The organism is Thermoleptolyngbya sichuanensis A183, assembly GCF_013177315.1.
GTDB lineage: Bacteria > Cyanobacteriota > Cyanobacteriia > Elainellales > Elainellaceae > Thermoleptolyngbya > Thermoleptolyngbya sichuanensis.
On the sequence record NZ_CP053661.1, the window covers coordinates 3,990,012 to 4,006,774 of the forward strand.

Here is a 16,763-nt window from a genome sequence, read left to right on the forward strand (position 1 = left end):
TATCAGCTTATCTGGTTAGCTTACTTAAATAGTCTGTTTGCCGACCTGATTGACACCTGATTGACGCCTGATTGATACCTGATACTTACGGTTCAAGCACGCAGCCTAGCTCGTTTTACGTTAATCGTCTACCATCAACGCTTCGGCTCACAGAGGTCATTATGCAACTTACCTATCGCTTTGCCAGCTACGAATACAGCCCTGAAAAGCTCCAAGGCTCGATAGCTTCTATGCCTGGTGAAAGGATGTATCGCGGCATCAAAGTCCAGACTGCTATCCACGCCGCAACCTCACAGAAGCGTGGTGTCCATAACCTGAAGTATCGTGGCGTAACCTACGAGCAGTAAGCGGCCTGAATGATGCAGCGCAAGCGGCACGGCCTGCAAGTCGCCCTGCACTGGCACAAGCGATGCTCGTAACGCCCGTCCAGCGTATCCAAGACGGACATTGCATAGGCGCTTTGCACAATTCTATAGGTTTCACAAGATTTCAGGAACAGTCTTAGGGCTGACGCAGTTGGACGATTTCTCGTGGGCTGCGCCCACGAGAAATCGTCCGAAACCCAGAAAACTGATCGCGAGTGCGTCAGTCCTGAGTCTTTCAAAGCATTAGGGTGTGTCTTTCTGAAGTCGTCACATGGTCTAATCACAAAACATTGGTTTGTGTCGAAGAGTGAACGACCCCCTGGAGTCCAGGGGGTTTTTCTTGGCCAGGCTAATCGCACGGGCGCTACATTCTTGTCAGGTTTGATCCGTCAGGTTTGATCCGTTGGGGTTGATCTGTCAGGTTTGATCCGTCAGGTTGAATGGAGACTGGTGGTGCGGGAGTTCCTTTTTCAGCACGAATCAATTTCGCACCAGCCTCATGCTCATCTCGTAGTACTTTAGTTTGGACTAACTGGCATCACAATAATGCTCAACAGGATGCCATAAAGAATCTGCTCAACCGTTCATAACAGTTGAACTTAAGGAATTGGATACAATCCTGCTCGCAGTTAAGCTGCTGTTGCAACCGGACTGTTCAGGGATTGTTCGGATGTCTTGCGTTTCGAGGCTCGTTTTTTGACCATCGGATAGCAGGGACGAGGAGTTGGCTTGTGCCCCTTGCCTCGTCCTGGCGATTTACCACGAGGTTTAGGCGCAGGAGCAGGGGTGCCAATCGCTGCCAAAATGCCTGCAAACGCTTGTGCGACCCGACCCGGAGTCAACGTTTCTTGCGGTGCCTGCCAGGGCAAGGGGTGGTCAGTACAGTCCTTTCGCGCTAACCACAACTGCCAACTGAGCAACGGCATCAGGCTGCTCCACTGTTCGGTTGCCGATACAGAACTGAACTGGGGATGTGTCCAATATAGCCTCTGCTTGGCAAAGCGATACCAGTGTTCAATGGCAAAGCGACGGAGGTAGTGCAACCACAGGGTTTCTAACGGAGGCATCTGCTCACCCAGCCAAACTAACCACAAAGGAGCCAAGCGTCGCGTGCTGCTCTGTGTCTCCAGCACCTCCACGCGCAACACTTCCATTGCCCGTTTGGGGGATTTGCGGAAATGGTATGCACTCCAACGACTGACCCGCACTCGTCCCCAGTTGGGATCATCGACTTCAACGGTTTCGACCGGGACACTCCAAGTGTCAGGGTCATTGAGTTTCATCTTATGTCCATGCTTGGCAGGTGCGCCTCGCCCTCGATACGCTGGGGGCGCGCCATAGACACATCGATTGGATGTAACCCGCAGCAGCAAGTCTGCCTCAATCCCTGCCGTTTGGTTGACAAAACTGGCATTGCCGTACCCTCGGTCGTAGATCGCCAACGGACGCACCGCTAACTGCCGAGTCACTTGTTTGAGTTGGAATGCCGCTTTACTGGCGGGTGTTTCAAAGCTGGTGATGCGCTCATGCCGCAATGGTAATGCCCAACTGCCCCTGTCTTCAGCAATCCAGGCTAAGGTACTGTAGTTTTGTCCGGCTATCGGGGCATGTCCTGTTCTGCCTGATAAGGTGCGGTCTTTCAAACGCCTGGCAGCAGGACGGTTCCACCGACTCGCATCACCTGCCAACAACGGTTGCTGCTGAGTCGGTATCTGCTGCACCAACAGCTTCAGCACCTTTGATCGGGGTAGGCGGCTATCGCGCAACGCTTCATAGGTGCTCGACCACTGGCGACGAAAGACAGGACTCTGCGATAGCCTCACAAACGACACGATGCACGCACTCACTAACACGGCATCCATCAGATCAAACAGGGCATCTCTGGCGTTTCCCAAGCTGGCATACAACGTTTGGCGAAATTGCTGAAGTTCGTTGAAAATCATGGGGTCAATGTTGGTTGTACTTCATTGACCTTACGGCAGTCGGTGCTTCTCATTGACTGCCTTCCTCTTCACCATTAGTCCAAACTAAAGGTAGTAAGTAGGTGGACATTACATAGATATAAAACCCAAAGACCCTGCGCCGCTCGCTGCGCGGGCGGCGCAGGGTTCAGAATCTGTTTTTTAATCTGGTCTATCTACTTAGATCGCTAGGTAGATGGCTAGGAAATTGGGCGCGGCGGCGGTGTTGGTCTACCTGCATGGCTAGGGCTAGCTCCGTTACCAACTCCATTGGCTTCGCGAGCAGGCGACATCCTCGCTGAGGGGGGTATTTCTCTAGGCAACTGGGATGCCTGAGTTTGGGGTTCCGGGGTCGTGCGTTCGGGAAAAGCACACTCGACCACGATCTTGATGTTGCAACCGGCTGTTCCTGTGGCGATATAGGGCACACCCCCCACGCCGCTGACGTTCACCCCAAATTCCAGCGTCACCTTTTTCACATCTGCCATTGCAGCCCCTCGAAAAGCGTTGAGGGTATGCTGCGTATAGGTCTTAATTGTGCTTTCGATGGCTTGGAAGCTCTGCGCTATTTGAGTATTTGGGTTGCCTCGATTCCATCCTTTTGAGGTACGAGATACTTCCTCAGAGGGTTCATTGGGGTATCCATTTCCGGTTCCGCCACCGTTCGTGGGTGAATCAATTGCCTGGATATCGTCTGTGGCTTCGACATACAAAATGCTGCCGTCTTCAAGCTGAATGGGTTGTAGTTTTGGCATCTTCAATCCTACGGGTCACTCCTCGTGTTGCTGTTGGCGATCTGGTGTTTTAGTGAGAGGGTTTAGTAAACCCAGCAGCAGGGTTTTCGACCGAGAAGCTTGCGTGAAAACACTGACGCAAGAGCCTGGGCGATCGCACTCAAAACACCAGAAAACCGCATTCTGAGCATAGGCCGATTGCGCTGCAACCCGCACGAGAGTCTAACCCCTCATTTGGGCCAAGAATCCTGAGGGTGAGAATCTGGGGGCAAGAATCTGAGGAAGCCGTGAAAACCCCGACCCTAAACGGGGCAGGGGGCGCTGGTGGCCTGTCGCAGACGAGTGAGGGCTTGCCATGCAGAACCCTGGTCGAGCAGTTGTCCTGCAAGGGCGATCGCCTCTGTCAACGTTTCTGCTTTGCCACCGCGCCATAGATAAAAGCCCGCGTTCCACAGCACCGACTCGCGCAGTTCAGACGGTTTGCCCTGCAACACCTGGAGCATGGCTTCGACTGCGGCGGCGGGGCTGGTCAAGGGGACATTTTTGCCGCCCATGCCGTAATCGTAGGGGTGCAGGTGCAGCCGCTCCAGCGAGTCTGGCAACGGGGTGCTAAAGCCGAGGATGGCAGTGCGCTCTCGCGGCAGGTCGCAGCTTCCTTCCAGCCCCTTAACCGTGGTGTAGAGCGGCGTGTTTCGCAGCACAAAGGCTGCCTGCGCCATGCCTTCGGTGGGGGGATGCACAAAGCCCACGACAACATGGCTCTGCCCCGCATAGGGCGACCAGATGAGTTCCAGCGTGGCAAAGGGCGGGCGCTTGCCAATCTGATCGCGATATTCCACTAGCGCCTGCGCCAGTGGAAAGTGGGCGGGCATGTAGACGAAGCCCATGCCTGTGCGTTCCAAAACGTCCTGAACCTGGCTAAGGGACAGGCGCGACCAGTCTACGCCCAGCCCAGCCCACAGCGTCACCAAGGGCACGCCTTCTTTGGTGGGCATAATGTCGCCGCCGTGCTGAATGACGGGCAGGTCTGCGGCGAGTAGAATCAGCGCCGTGACCAGGCTCAGTGGCAGCGTGCGATCGCGCCCGTCGTAGGGGGCATTGAGGATGAACACAGGGCGATCGCCAATCGATTGCAGCTTTGGGCCCAACTCATCATAGGCATCCAGCATTCCTGCCAGTTCTGTCCCCGTGGGGCGCTTGATGCGGTGAGCAATCATGAACGCACCAATCTGAGCGGGCGTTGCCTCTTGCAGCAGCATCATGCGCGTGGCGGCGGCAGATTCTTCGCGGGTCAGGTCTTGGCTGGTGTGGGGGCCGCTGCCGACCTTTCGCAGCAGCGTTCTAAAGGCGTGGCTCATGCCAAAGAGGAGGGAGATGGGATTAAGGGGGTCGTCGCGGCCAGGGGGTGCTGGCGGATGCGCTGGGGGAGTTGGGACAGGATCAGGTTGTAGAAATGGCGGATTGGTGGAATTTGCAGGCGATCGCTCGTCGTCACCATCACCACCTGGCGCGTCAGGGGGGGGTCGGTCAGGGCAGCGTTCGCATCGGGCGCAATCGGGCGAATGGCCAGCGCCGGATCGTCGTAAGCCTCGATCAGCGCCGATTCGGGCAAGAGGGCCAGCATGTCGCCCTGGCGCACCACACCGCGAAAGGCATCGGGCGTATTTAGCTCCAGCGCAGCCCGCAGCGGCGTTCCCCGGCGGGTAAACTGCTCCTGCACAAGCCGCTGCATCCCGTAGCCGTCCTTGAACACGACTTGCGGATAGCGGGCCAGGTCGGCCCAGGGCACTGCGTCGCAGCCTGCCAGGGGATGATCGGCCGCCATCAGCAGCTTAATCGGTTCGTCATAGAGAACTTCCACCACGATTTCTGGACTGCTGGCCACAAAGCGGTTGTTCATCACAATCGCCAGATCCACCAGTCCATCACGCAGCACTTTCAATGCGCGATCGCTCCCCAAGGCCGTTACCCGCAGTTGCACCTCTGGATAATCCTGACAAAACTGTTGCAAGACAGGCGGCAGCGAATAGGCGCAGAGGGAGTGAATCGCTGCTACGCAGAGTTCTGGCTGTTTGCCCGCCCGCAGTTCTCCGAGTTCTTGGGTGGCGTTCGCCCATTCCTGGCAGATTTTGCGAACCCGAGGCAACAGGCGATCGCCCGCTACCGTCAGCTTGGCCTGGGTGCTGCGGTGAAACAACGACATTCCCAAATCAGATTCCAGAGATTGAATCTGGCGGCTCACGGTGGATTGCGTCACGCCACAGCGCAGCGCCGCCTGCTGAAAACTACCCGTTTCTGCCACTGCCAAAAATGCTTTCAACTGCTCTAGGCGCATTGCTTTTTGCCCCTTGCACTCTGCCCCAGATTGGTTTAACGATTTGCGTTAACGATTCGCGATATTCGTCGCGGTCTTTGGGAGTAAATGTGACTCAGTAAATGTAATTCAAATAACATTATCCCTAAGTTGCTTTGACCTTAGCGGATTTGGGCAGGGGGTTCCGTAGAAGCGGATACAAGACGGAACGCGATGGGCATCTGAGACTCGATATCAGTGAATCGACATCAGTGAATCGACATCAGTGAATCGACATCAGTCCATTAGGCGCTCAGTTTTGCCTGATTCTTAGCTTGTCGCTCAGTCTGAATGGTTTGCACTGCGTTTATCGTCAGCGCGACCAAAATTAGCACCATGCCCAGTCCTTCTACACCGCTGGGGCGCTCGCCCAGTTGCAGCCACGCCGCCAACACGCCAATCACCGGAGCCGCCAGCGTAGATAATCCCGCCGTGCCCACGGGTAAGTTGTTTAGCGCATAGAACCACAGGAGCCAGGCGATCGCCGCTGCGGGTACGGCGTTATAGAGCAGCGCTGCGATGAACGTGGGCGACCAGACAATCGGCTGAGTGGGAAGCATCCAGGCGGCGATCGCCAGTGGAATGCTGCCAAACAGCATTTGCCATGCCGACATCGAGAGCAGGTCTAGCTGTTGATCCCGTTGCAACACCCGCGCCAGCACAGCGCTAATGGCCCAGCAAATACCCGCGCCCACCGCAATGATCTTGCTGCCCAACCCGCTCGACAAATCCAGCGGCATCAGCACCAGCAGCAGCCCCGTCACGGCCATGCCGACACTCAACCACTGCGATCGCCTCAGGGTTTCTTTCAGGAAAATCCACGAAAACAGCAGCAGCCAAAACGGCATGGTATAGTTCAGCACGGCCGTTTTGCCCGCGCCCCCATTCACCAACGCCCAGGTAATTAGCCCTACGGTTGCAGTGTTTTGCATAAGTCCCAGCAAAATTGTCCCCGGTACGGCCTTGGGCCTTAGCGGCTTTCGCAGGGCAATTAATGCCAGAAATAGACTCAGCGCCCCCAACACCAGGCGCATTGCCGCAAAGTCGAGCGCCGACGCATAGGCAATGCCAATTTTCATCACGACCCAGTTATAGCCCCAGATCATCGTCAGCACGAGCAGGGACAGAAACGCAGCGCGATGGTTTTGAGAGGGGTTTTGAGAGGACGTTGGCGACGACTTTGACAGCGATTTCGGCATCAGTAGAAAACCCGATAGCGTAAGAACAACCTGACTAGGCAGGATGCCACTTTACCCTATCGAGCACAGGACGAAAAGCGTCAGCCCTGAAGGAACTGCTTGCCGCAAGACTTAGCTCAACATGCCAGACAGCAGTGCCCCGGCTGAGTGCTTTAGCGCGTCTACTTTGTCAAGCTGTTCCCACGGCAAATCTAGATCCGTGCGGCCAAAGTGACCGTAGGCCGCGACATTCTGGTAGAACCGTCCGCCCCGTTCGGCAGGCAGTCGGCTCAGGTTATAGGTCTGGATGATGCCCGCCGGACGCAGTTCAAAGTGCTGTTTCACCAGTTCCAGCAGACGCTCATCGTCGATCTTGCCCGTGCCAAAGGTGTCTACCATGATGCTAACGGGACGCGCCACGCCAATCGCATAACTCAACTGCACTTCGCACTTGTCTGCGAGTCCGGCTGCGACGATATTTTTGGCGGCGTGGCGGGCGGCGTAGGCAGCGCTGCGATCGACCTTGGTGGGGTCCTTGCCAGAAAACGCGCCGCCGCCGTGGCGAGAATAGCCGCCGTAGGTGTCCACGATGATTTTGCGACCCGTCAGCCCCGAATCGCCCTGGGGCCCGCCAATCACAAATTTACCCGTGGGGTTCACCAAAAAGCGCGTACCGCTGTCTGGCTTGATAGCGATGTCCGAAAAGATGGGCTGCACGACGATTTGCCAGAGGTCTTCCCGAATCTTGGCCTGAACCGCTGCTGGGTCGGTAATGTCGTCGATGGTTTCCGTATGCTGCGTAGAGACGAGAATCGTGTCAATGCCAACAGGGCGACCGTCTTCGTAAATGACTGTGACCTGGGTTTTGCCGTCGGGGCGCAGGTAGGGGAGCTGACCCGACTTTCGCACAGCAGCGAGGCGGCGCGAGATGCGGTGGGCCAGGCTGATTGGCAATGGCATGAGTTCCGGCGTTTCGTTGCAGGCAAAGCCAAACATCAATCCCTGGTCGCCCGCGCCGATTGCGTCGAGTTCTTCTTCACTGCGCTGCGATCGCTGCTCATGGGCCTTGTCTACGCCCTGGGCGATGTCGGGCGATTGGGCATCGAGCGCCACCAGCACCGCGCAGCTATTGGACGAAAAACCATTGACCGAATCGGTGTAGCCAATTTCTGCGATCTTTTGGCGGACGAGATCAACGTAGTTCACGGTGCCTTTGGAGGAAATTTCTCCGGTGATCAGCACCAGACCCGTATTGACGACGACTTCTGCGGCGACTCGGCTGCTGGGATCTTGGGTCAACAAGGCATCGAGGATCGAGTCCGAGATCTGGTCACAGATTTTATCGGGGTGGCCTTCGGTAACAGATTCTGATGTGAATAGATAGCGACGGGACAAGGGAAACGACCTCTCTAACGTAGGATGGAACTGAAAAGACGGGATAGAGAATGCTGTGCCAGCAGCCGTGAATGCAGGAAGCGTAATGACTCAGAGGCACTTGGCAAGAAGAACCGAGGTGCAAGGGCGATCGCGGACAGGGGGCTATGCAAGAGGCTATCTGAGGAGAATATCACAGATTGAATATCGCATTGCACATTATAATTCCTCATTCTCCACCGGGAATTGCATGTTTCAAATCTTTAATCTCCGTTTCCGTTTTGGATAGGGGCTTTTCAGTTTATCGGAACGGGTGGGTTAAATGACCTGAGACGTGCCAGTTTCGAGGGGAATGCTTCAAGGAAGTGACCCTGGCAATGTCTAGGACAGAGTCTAGGACGGAACTTTCCTGCGCGATGGGCCTCGGAAGCGGGCGGGGAGCGATCGCCCCTTTTGTTTCACCTGGTGCAACCGCTGGCGCAAGCGAGATAGATCACCCACCTGGCCGCCATAGCGCCACGTTACATAGGACTGAGCAATCTGGTGGATGAGTTCCCCGTGGGCGGGCTGCTGCTGCTGGGCGGTGCGGGCAAACTCTAGGGGAGTATCGCTGGGGGCCTTGCGGATGTGCTGTTCGGCGAGCCAGCGCAGCATTTCTTGATAGAGCGCCTCCGCCGGAGCCAGAGACTTCAACCAGCGGCGATCGCGCCAGGCAGCCCAGCCGCTCCAGCCCAGCCAGCCCAAAAATGCCGCCACCGTGAGGCCCATCAGCCCCGTCAGCAGCCCCACCCAGCCCTGCGTGAACCAGCGAGTTAGGGTAGACATGGCCCAACCAAAGCCCTGGGCGATCGCCTCTAGCAGACCGTTCAAGAAGCCCGACACCGGAGAGGGCAGCCAGCCCGCGATCCATTCCCAGAATTTCTTCAGCGCGGCGAACACCTGCGACTCTTCGACCGAGGTGGGGATCACGTCTCCGCCGGGAATCGGGTTAAAGGCAAACCAGCCATATTTGTGGAAATATACCTCCGTCATGGCAAAGGCATCGGTGTTTCGCACCACGTAATAGCCCGTGAAAGGATTAAACTCGCCTGCGCCAAAGCCCACCACCAGTCGCGCCGGAATGCCAAGGGAGCGCAGCATGATGGTTAGCACCGTAGAAAAGTGGTCGGGATAGCCGCCCTGGTACTTGTAGAGAAATGCCTCGACCAAATCCTCGTTTTCTTCTAAAAACGGCAGATCGGGCAAAATGCGATAGTTTTGCTTGAGATATTGCGCCAGGTAGAGGGCTTTTTCGTAGGGCGCGGTGATCGGCGTGGGCGACTTGGCCAGCGCCTCTTCTGCGGTCTGACGGATGCGGGGGGCGATCGCCGCTGGCACGCCTAGATAATAGTCAGTGATGTTGGACGGGGTGACGGTCGTGGCATTCCGCAACTGGGTGCGATCGCGAAAGGGCACTTCCGACACCACGGTATAGGTCAAACCCTGCGACAGCGGAATGGGCGATCGCAGCGCACCTTCGGGATCGATGGCAATTTGCCGCGTGGGAAAGTAAAGCTCCTTGGCTTCGTAGAGGGCGGGCACTAGGTTGGGCAAATCTGCAACTACAGTAAAGGTCTGAATCACTTCCCGCGTCTGGTTCAGCGTCACCGACCAGGGCAGAATTTGGCGATAGGTCCAGGGCGATCGCTCTAGCACCTGCACATCGTTTTCCCCATCCCGCGACACTTCCCAGCCCTGCCCCGTATAGCGGTCGAACGCCATCACGCGCCAAAAGCCCTCGGACTGCGATCGCACGCGCATCACCACCTTTGGGGTCAGCGAGCCGCGCAGATTTTGGTTCATCTGGCGATTAAAGCCATAGTAAAAATCTGCATCCACTTCGCCCGGCCCGCCCTGCACATTGCCGTTTGCGCCCATGCCGCTGCCCGTGCTGGCGCGACCGTCGCGCACATAGCCAGGGTTGATAATCGTGCCGCCGTCAAACTGGCCTTCAAACTGGATGGGCGCACTGACCGGAAACGCCCGCAGTTGATAACCCGGAAGGCGGGGCAAAAAGGCAAAAATCACCAGCCCCAGCGCCAGCGTAATGCCCAGCACGCCTACCAGCGGCCGCAGCGGCAAACTCTGGCGAATGCGCCGCATCGTCTTGGGAGCAACCCCAAGCTGAGAGCGATAGTCTAGCACTAGCGCCGGAATGCCCAAAGCCACAAAGGCAATCAGCAGCGGCGCAAACCAGAAGGTCTGGCTGAGAGTGGCCGCCACGCCCATCAAGATCAGCCCGATCACAATGGAATAGCCCAGGTCTTTGCGGCGCGGCAGGTCAAAGCTGTGAAAGACCTGAAGCTGGATCAGCAGTTCCGCCAGGGCCATGCGCGTGTCGTTGCGCTCTGCCACCAGCCGCACAAAAAAGACCGCCAGGGCAATCAGCATGGCGATCGCAATACAAAATTTCACCGGGATATTGCGGCTGCGGCGACGCGACCAGCTCCACGCTCCGCCCACCGCGCTCATCGGCACGGCCCAAAGACTTACGCCCAATGCATCGGTCGTATCTGCCGCTGACACATCTACCGCAATAATGCCGACAATCACCATCGCCTGCACCAGCACCCGCAGCGGCAGCGAATCTTCCGGCGGCTCCGAGGAATCTAAATCGCCAAGCCGCCGCTGCATCTGCGCCCAAAGCGCTTTGCCGTTCAACCAGTTACCCCGCCGCTGCGAAACCGGATTCGCCATGCTGTTCTGCTACCCTCAAGCTGTTCTGATACCCGTTCTAGCACTGGTCTTCCCGGAATGGCTTCTAGACAGCGCTATTTGCAAACGAGATGAGTGCCAGCGCAACGTATCAAAGTTCTACTAGGCGGCGCTTACGGCTATACCCGTCATGCCACGCGGACGGTATCTTACAAGGGGATTAGCGAGTTGCATGACGGCGTGCCCACTGGCGGATGGCTTGGCGCAGGGCGCGTCGTCCTTCTGACCGATGCACTTCGATGATCTGCGGCAGTTCACGGATGGGCAGTTGGGGTAGCGCCAGACTCCGCTCTGCTTCCGCATAGTCCCCCGATTGAAGGTGGTAGATCTTCAAGTTGCCGTCGTCGTAGCACCAGAGTTCGGGCACGCGCAGCCGGGCGTAGATGGGGAAGCGATCAAGGGATTTGTTGGTAATGTCAATCTCTAGCGCCAGGTCGGGTGGTGGGTCTTGGCGCAAGTCTAGATTGGTTCTGCCGCGCACGGCGGGTTCGTTTTGAAAGTAAAAGCAGTTGTCAGGTTCCAGCCCGGCCCTCTGGAGGCGATCGCGCCATGTGGTAGAGCCATAGCTTTCGTAGTTCAGCGCTAGCTCGTCGGCCATGTCTTTCACCGCGTTGCCAATCACCTCTTTGAAATATTCGTGTTCCGGTAGCGGGGTCATGATCTCCAGCGTGCCGTTGTCGTAGGCGATACGGGCAGAACGGCGATCGCCTAGGTCTTCCAGCAGCCGCTCAAACTGCTCCCAGCTAATGTTGTGTAGCAAAACGCGATCGGCACGATGGGAGGTGGCAACCATTGGGAGAGGGATGGAGGATGAGGGATTGAGGATGAATGCGCTGCTCCTACTCTTCTAGTATTTCAACTAAATCTTCGATCGACACGTCGAAGGCGATCGCCAGTCTGCGAATTGCCGTGTAATCAGTCATGGTCATTGCGTCGCGCTGCACGTAGTTTTTGACAGTGCTGTAGTTCAGTCCGGCGCGTTCGGCAACTTCTCGGAGCGTCCAGCCCCGCTGCTCTGCAAATTCTCGAATTCTCAGCCGAATTAGCCCCATGTACAGTTGACAAAGACTCAGATGAGTCCTTTAATGATGCTTAGACAGATGGACTCAGTTGAGTCCTGTACGGTTATCTTGAAACCGTTTGGTTAGAAGCCATGACGTTAGATCCCCCTAAATCCCCCTTGAGCAAGGGGGACTTCCGGAGCAGTGCGGCTTTCCCTTTGCTTAAGGCCGACTTCCGGGTCGGTTTGATTCCCCCCTTGTTCAAGGGGGGCTAGGGGGGATCTACCGACGTGCCATGCCATGACCAAAGCACCCAGATAACCTGCGATCGCCCTACCTTATTTCAGGTGACATCATGATAACTCCAAAGTCTGTACCCGATTTGCTTCGGGTGCCTGTTTCTGCTGTGCCAAACGGTCAGCAGCCCGTTCGCATTCTGATTTGTGGCGTGCTGCCCGGTGTGAATAATATTGTGCAATATTGTGCATCAGCTTCATGTCCGGCGCTTTGCTGAAGCGGGCGAATGGTCGCCGCCGCTGCCATCGCCGGTGGAGGGCGAAGTGATCCGCATTTTGGTGCGCTATTGGTCAGGAGGGCAATTCCTGTAGGGAACGTGTGCCGCACCACTTGCGCGAACGCTTCTCAAATCGCCCGTTGCGGCCATAGCTAGGAAATATTGCCAGAGCGACTGCAAAAAAATCAGTTGGGTCGGTCGCGCCTTCCCAACTGAAATCCAAGTATTCAGGGCTATTCAGGGTTATTCAGAACCTTGTGCTGACCCACGGGCTGCTATGCCAAGTTTCCCTAGAACAGGCTTATCGACCCGCATTGCAGACCCGACTTAGCATGGTTCTTGTCGCTTGCGACTGGGGCCGCTGGGCCGCGCCAAAGCTGCCCCTTGCATCTGCAACCCGCCAGCTTCCATCGCAGGCCGTCATGGCTCGGCGTAGCTCCTGCCCCAGCCGATAGTCGAAGACATAGCTCCCTTGCTGAACCAGTCGAATGGAACTCAAGTCGAGATACACTGCCTGTCCGCCCACCGCTTCACCGAGATATTCCCAGTTCGTGGCGACAGAATTGCAGACTCGATTCAGCATGTTGCGCGTGGCTTGCGACTGTGGCCGTATCAGGGGTTCAGCATCGCCATTCCGATTAAACACCTGCCAACGCCCATCGCAAGGGGTGTATGCAGAGAGTTGATCTCGACCGATTTGATATCGGAAGAAGTAGCCGCTTCGTCCGTGGGACTGGATAGAATCTAAATCCAGGTAAACGTCTTCTCCAGTCACGGCAACGCCCTGATATTCCCAGTTGGCGGCGATCGCCGGAGTGGCCACACTGCCTGCCAGCGTCAGGGCGATCGCCGTAGAAATGAACTTTCGCATCTTGATCTCCTCAGGTTTGGTCGCTCACCCGGCGTTTGGCTCAGATGAGGCGCGTATTGCGCTGTAGTGTGAATACTACGCAGCAATGACTCTTTTCGGAGAATTAATAACTGAGATGCCAAAGATTCCCCCTGTGGGTACTGGGTTGCAGATTGTGCCCAAGGGCGATCGCCCCTGGAAAGCCACCGTCAGAAAAATCTTGAATTTTCAAACCTGAGCGTATATAGTGTAATGCCTAGAAGCAACCCGCTATAATGGCACTACATATTGAGGGTGTGATATTCAGACAGTGAAATTAAGGGGGTGCCCGCTGGGTTTTCCAGTGCCTTTGCAAGAATTTTTTACACCGCTTTACGCAACGATTCCACAACCCCAGTCCACGACACATACGAGCGATCGCACTATGGTTCAAAACATCGAACGGCCCAGCCAAACCAGCCCCTTCCCTGCGTCTGCGCCCGCTGCCAACCCCGTGTTCTACCGCACCTACAGCCGCCGGGGAGAAAAGGCAGAAGGGCGGCGCGAAACCTGGGACGATGTGTGCGATCGCACCCTCAGCGGCATCATCAAGCTGGGCAAGCTGACCGACAGCGAAGCCGATCTGCTCCGCCGGATGCAGCACCAGGTCAAGAGCTTGCCCTCCGGCCGCTGGCTGTGGGTAGGCGGCACGGCCTGGGCCGATCGCCCCGAAAACTTTTCCGGCGCTTACAACTGCACCAGCACCAACGTTGTAGACTGGCGGGCCTTTGGGCTGATGATGGATCTGGCCATGATGGGCTGCGGCACGGGCGCGGTGCTGGAACCAAAGTACATCAACCAACTGCCCGCCATTCGCAACCGCCTCCACATCATCATGCAGGGCGAAATCGGCAGCACCCCGGCGGAGCAGCGGCAGGATGAGACGACGGTGACCTGGGAGGGCGATCGCGTCTCGATTCGCGTGGGCGACAGTCGCCAGGGCTGGGTCAAGTCCTATCAAACCGTGCTGGAACTCTCCACCGACGAGCGGTTTAACGGCGAAGTCACTGTCACCATCGACCTCAGCGACGTGCGTCCGGCGGGCGAACGGCTGAAGGGCTTTGGCGGCGTGGCAAATCCCATCCGGCTGCCCCAGCTTTATGAACGGTGCGCGGCGATTTTGAACAAAGCTCTCGGCCGCCAGCTCAATTCCATTGAGTGCTGCCTGCTAATCGACGAGGCCGCCGCCTGCGTTGTCGCCGGAAACATCCGCCGCTCTGCTGGGATGCGCCAGTTCGACAGCGAAGATGAGTTGGCCAAAACGGCCAAGGACAACCTCTGGATGCAGGATACTGAGGGAAACTGGCGCATCGACCCCGAACGCGACGCGCTCCGCATGGCGAACCACACCCGCGTCTTTCACCGCAAGCCGACGCTGAAGGAATGCACCGAAGCCGTCCGCAAGCAATACTACTCTGGTGAAGGTGCGATCCAGTGGGCGGGAGAAGCGGAACGTCGCGCCCAGGGCGAGGGCCGCTATGGGCTGAATCCCTGTGTGACTGCCGAAACCTGGGTTCACACAGGCGACGGGCCGCGCCAGGTCAAAGACCTGATCGGCAAGCAGCACAGCACCTATGTCAACGGTGAGCTATTCAGCACTACACCAGAGGGATTTTTCTACTCTGGCACGAAGCCTGTATTCAAACTTTCCACCCAGGAGGGCTTTGCGCTGCGGCTGACGGGCAACCATCGATTGCTCAAGGTCACTGCCCAGACCCAGAAGGCGCAATACACCGAATGGGTTGCGGCAGAAGACCTGCAACCGGGCGATCGCATTTTGTTGCACAACCACCGCGACCTTAACCCGTGGGATGGTGCAGGAGCCTGGGAAGAGGGCTGGCTTTTGGGCAACCTGCTGGGCGACGGCAGCCTGTCCACAACCCAGTGGAATGACACCGCCGTGCTGCGCTACTGGCAAGAATCGCAAGCAGAGATGAGCCAGCACGCAATCCAGCTTCTGAAGATCGCCGTTGGCTATGAACCGATAACGCCCGAAGCTCGCTATCACGCCCAGCTTAAGCACCGGGTGATTAACTCCACCGGACTGGCGAAACTCGCGGCCCAGTTTGGCATGAAGCCAGGACAAAAGCAGATGACTGCTGCTTTGGAAGCCACAAGCTGCGAATTTCATCGAGGCTTTCTGCGGGGGCTATTTGATGCCGATGGCAGCGTCCAAGGCGATCAGATGGAAGGAGTCAGTGTGCGGCTGGCGCAGAGCAATCTGAACACCCTGAAAGCAGTGCAGCGGATGCTGGCTCGACTCGGCATCATTGCGACTCTGTACGAAAATCGCCAACCTGCACCCTACGCCTGCAAAGCCCAGCACGAATTGGTCATTGCCAAAGACAACTTACACCAGTTCCAGCAGTTGGTCGGGTTTCAGGAACCCCGAAAAGCCCAAAAGCTGGAGGAGGCGCTCAAGGGCTACAAGCGTCAGCTTAACCGTGAGCGGTTTGCGGTGACGGTCGCTGCGCTGGAAGCAGACGGGACAGAAGCAGTGTATGACTGCACCGTGCCCGGCCCGGCCTGCTTCGATGCTAACGGGTTGGTTGCCCACAACTGTGGAGAAATCATTGGCGAAAACTTCCACTGCAACTTGGCGGAAGTTCACCTGAATCAGCTCGATCCGTTTGATTTCAAACAGCAAGAAGATGCCTTCACTGCCGGAGCGCTCTCCGTTGCAGCGCTGCTCAACCACCGCTTTACCGAGCTGCGCTACCAGCAGTCGCGAGAAGAAGACCCAATCGTGGGCGTATCCTTCACTGGGTTGTTTGATTTCTTTGTGCAGGCCTTTGGCGTAGAGTGGCTGCGCTGGTGGGCCCAGGGCCGCCCCGACACGGTGAAAGGGCTAGAGTTTAAGGAGAAGGAGCGGCAATACCTGAGCTACTGGAAAGAGATTGTGCATCGCGTGGTGTGGGACTACTGCGATCGCCATCAGCTTCGCCGCCCCAACCGCTGCACTACCGTCCAGCCTGCGGGCACAAAATCCCTGCTGACAGGCGCATCTCCCGGCTGGCACCCGCCCAAGGCCCAGCGCTTCATCCGCCGCATCACCTTCCGCAAGAATGATCCCGTGGCGCTGGCCTGCCTCGACTACGGCTACAGCATCGTGCCGTCGCAATCCGACAAAGACGACGACGGCAACCTGCTGAACGACCCGTTTGACCCGCGCTGCACCGAATGGCTGGTGGAAATTCCCGTCGAGGTTCCCTGGGCCAACCTGCCAGGAGCCGACGAAATCGAAATTGAGAAATTCAGCGCCCTGGCCCAGTTCGATTTCTACATGCAGGTGCAGCAGCATTACACCGCCCACAACACCAGCGCCACCATCGAGCTAAACGAAGACGAGATCGAGCCGCTGGCCCAGGCCATTCATGGGGCGATCGCCCAGGATCAGGGCTACATCAGCGCTGCCCTGCTAGCCCGGTTCAACGCGCCCTTCCCCCGGCTGCCCTTCGAGAAGATCGATCGGGCTACATACCTGAAGCTCCAGCGCGAAGTCCAAGAGCGACAGCGCACGGCCGACTTTTACGCAGCCCTAGCCCGCTACGATTCCGGGGAACTGGTGGAAGCTGGGCCCGCTGGCTGCGACAGCGACAAGTGTATGTTGCCGGAGCAGGGACAATAAAGATCGGCAATC

Annotated in this window: 13 protein-coding genes; 3 read left to right on the top strand and 10 right to left on the bottom strand. The window is 57.2% G+C overall.

The window, feature by feature from the left end:
• Positions 1-161 precede the first annotated feature (161 nt).
• Positions 162-347 carry a DUF4278 domain-containing protein gene (locus tag HPC62_RS16595; protein ID WP_172357496.1) on the top strand — a complete coding sequence of 62 codons (186 nt, stop codon included), beginning with the start codon at positions 162-164 and terminating at the stop codon, positions 345-347.
• A gap of 647 nt (positions 348-994) precedes the next feature.
• Here the strand turns inward: HPC62_RS16595 and HPC62_RS16600 are convergent.
• The 9 genes from HPC62_RS16600 to HPC62_RS16640 form a co-directional block, all read right to left on the bottom strand.
• Positions 995-2,308 (bottom strand): NF041680 family putative transposase, encoded by a 1,314-nt coding sequence (locus HPC62_RS16600; RefSeq protein ID WP_172353244.1) that lies wholly within the window; start codon positions 2,306-2,308, stop codon positions 995-997.
• Between the two features lie 218 nt (positions 2,309-2,526).
• Entirely contained in the window at positions 2,527-3,081 is a 555-nt protein-coding gene (locus HPC62_RS16605) for a CU044_2847 family protein (RefSeq protein ID WP_205370804.1), read from the bottom strand.
• Between the two features lie 281 nt (positions 3,082-3,362).
• Positions 3,363-4,418 (bottom strand): anthranilate phosphoribosyltransferase family protein, encoded by a 1,056-nt coding sequence (locus HPC62_RS16610; protein ID WP_172357498.1) that lies wholly within the window; start codon positions 4,416-4,418, stop codon positions 3,363-3,365.
• Positions 4,415-5,395: a LysR family transcriptional regulator gene (locus HPC62_RS16615; RefSeq protein ID WP_172357500.1), complete on the bottom strand. Its 981-nt coding sequence runs from the start codon at positions 5,393-5,395 to the stop codon at positions 4,415-4,417. The genes HPC62_RS16610 and HPC62_RS16615 overlap by 4 nt, the downstream gene beginning before the upstream one ends.
• A gap of 263 nt (positions 5,396-5,658) precedes the next feature.
• Positions 5,659-6,612, bottom strand: a complete 954-nt coding sequence (locus tag HPC62_RS16620) for a DMT family transporter (protein ID WP_172357502.1) — start codon at positions 6,610-6,612, stop codon at positions 5,659-5,661.
• Positions 6,613-6,723: 111 nt separating this feature from the next.
• Entirely contained in the window at positions 6,724-7,986 is a 1,263-nt protein-coding gene (gene metK / locus HPC62_RS16625) for a methionine adenosyltransferase (protein WP_172357504.1), read from the bottom strand.
• 372 nt (positions 7,987-8,358) lie between these two features.
• Complete coding sequence (locus HPC62_RS16630; RefSeq protein ID WP_216655274.1) at positions 8,359-10,701, bottom strand: transglutaminase TgpA family protein; 2,343 nt, start codon at positions 10,699-10,701, stop codon at positions 8,359-8,361.
• Positions 10,702-10,879: 178 nt separating this feature from the next.
• Entirely contained in the window at positions 10,880-11,512 is a 633-nt protein-coding gene (locus tag HPC62_RS16635) for a Uma2 family endonuclease (protein ID WP_172357506.1), read from the bottom strand.
• A 46-nt stretch (positions 11,513-11,558) separates the two neighbouring features.
• A complete protein-coding gene (locus HPC62_RS16640; RefSeq protein ID WP_172357508.1) occupies positions 11,559-11,771 on the bottom strand; it encodes a helix-turn-helix domain-containing protein in 213 nt (70 codons plus the stop codon).
• A 431-nt stretch (positions 11,772-12,202) separates the two neighbouring features.
• On the opposite strand from HPC62_RS16640, the gene HPC62_RS23990 reads away from it, so the two are divergent.
• A complete protein-coding gene (locus HPC62_RS23990; RefSeq protein ID WP_255548882.1) occupies positions 12,203-12,328 on the top strand; it encodes a hypothetical protein in 126 nt (41 codons plus the stop codon).
• 207 nt (positions 12,329-12,535) lie between these two features.
• Here the strand turns inward: HPC62_RS23990 and HPC62_RS16650 are convergent, their stop codons facing one another.
• Positions 12,536-13,105 carry a hypothetical protein gene (locus tag HPC62_RS16650; protein WP_172357510.1) on the bottom strand — a complete coding sequence of 190 codons (570 nt, stop codon included), beginning with the start codon at positions 13,103-13,105 and terminating at the stop codon, positions 12,536-12,538.
• A gap of 403 nt (positions 13,106-13,508) precedes the next feature.
• Here HPC62_RS16650 and nrdJ point away from each other — a divergent pair, with 403 nt between their 5' ends.
• Entirely contained in the window at positions 13,509-16,751 is a 3,243-nt protein-coding gene (nrdJ, locus tag HPC62_RS16655) for a ribonucleoside-triphosphate reductase, adenosylcobalamin-dependent (protein ID WP_172357512.1), read from the top strand.
• Positions 16,752-16,763 lie beyond the last annotated feature (12 nt).

What these genes read in the sequence shown, in the direction of transcription:
- HPC62_RS16600 (WP_172353244.1), bottom strand. Translation starts at nt 2,308, where the DNA reads ATGATTTTCAACGAACTTCAGCAATTTCGCCAAACGTTGTATGCCAGC.
- HPC62_RS16605 (WP_205370804.1), bottom strand. Translation starts at nt 3,081, where the DNA reads ATGCCAAAACTACAACCCATTCAGCTTGAAGACGGCAGCATTTTGTAT.
- HPC62_RS16650 (WP_172357510.1), bottom strand. Translation starts at nt 13,105, where the DNA reads ATGCGAAAGTTCATTTCTACGGCGATCGCCCTGACGCTGGCAGGCAGT.
- nrdJ (WP_172357512.1), top strand. Translation starts at nt 13,509, where the DNA reads ATGGTTCAAAACATCGAACGGCCCAGCCAAACCAGCCCCTTCCCTGCG.
- HPC62_RS16635 (WP_172357506.1), bottom strand. Translation starts at nt 11,512, where the DNA reads ATGGTTGCCACCTCCCATCGTGCCGATCGCGTTTTGCTACACAACATT.
- HPC62_RS16610 (WP_172357498.1), bottom strand. Translation starts at nt 4,418, where the DNA reads ATGAGCCACGCCTTTAGAACGCTGCTGCGAAAGGTCGGCAGCGGCCCC.
- HPC62_RS16615 (WP_172357500.1), bottom strand. Translation starts at nt 5,395, where the DNA reads ATGCGCCTAGAGCAGTTGAAAGCATTTTTGGCAGTGGCAGAAACGGGT.
- HPC62_RS16595 (WP_172357496.1), top strand. Translation starts at nt 162, where the DNA reads ATGCAACTTACCTATCGCTTTGCCAGCTACGAATACAGCCCTGAAAAG.
- HPC62_RS16620 (WP_172357502.1), bottom strand. Translation starts at nt 6,612, where the DNA reads ATGCCGAAATCGCTGTCAAAGTCGTCGCCAACGTCCTCTCAAAACCCC.
- HPC62_RS16640 (WP_172357508.1), bottom strand. Translation starts at nt 11,771, where the DNA reads ATGGGGCTAATTCGGCTGAGAATTCGAGAATTTGCAGAGCAGCGGGGC.
- HPC62_RS16630 (WP_216655274.1), bottom strand. Translation starts at nt 10,701, where the DNA reads ATGGCGAATCCGGTTTCGCAGCGGCGGGGTAACTGGTTGAACGGCAAA.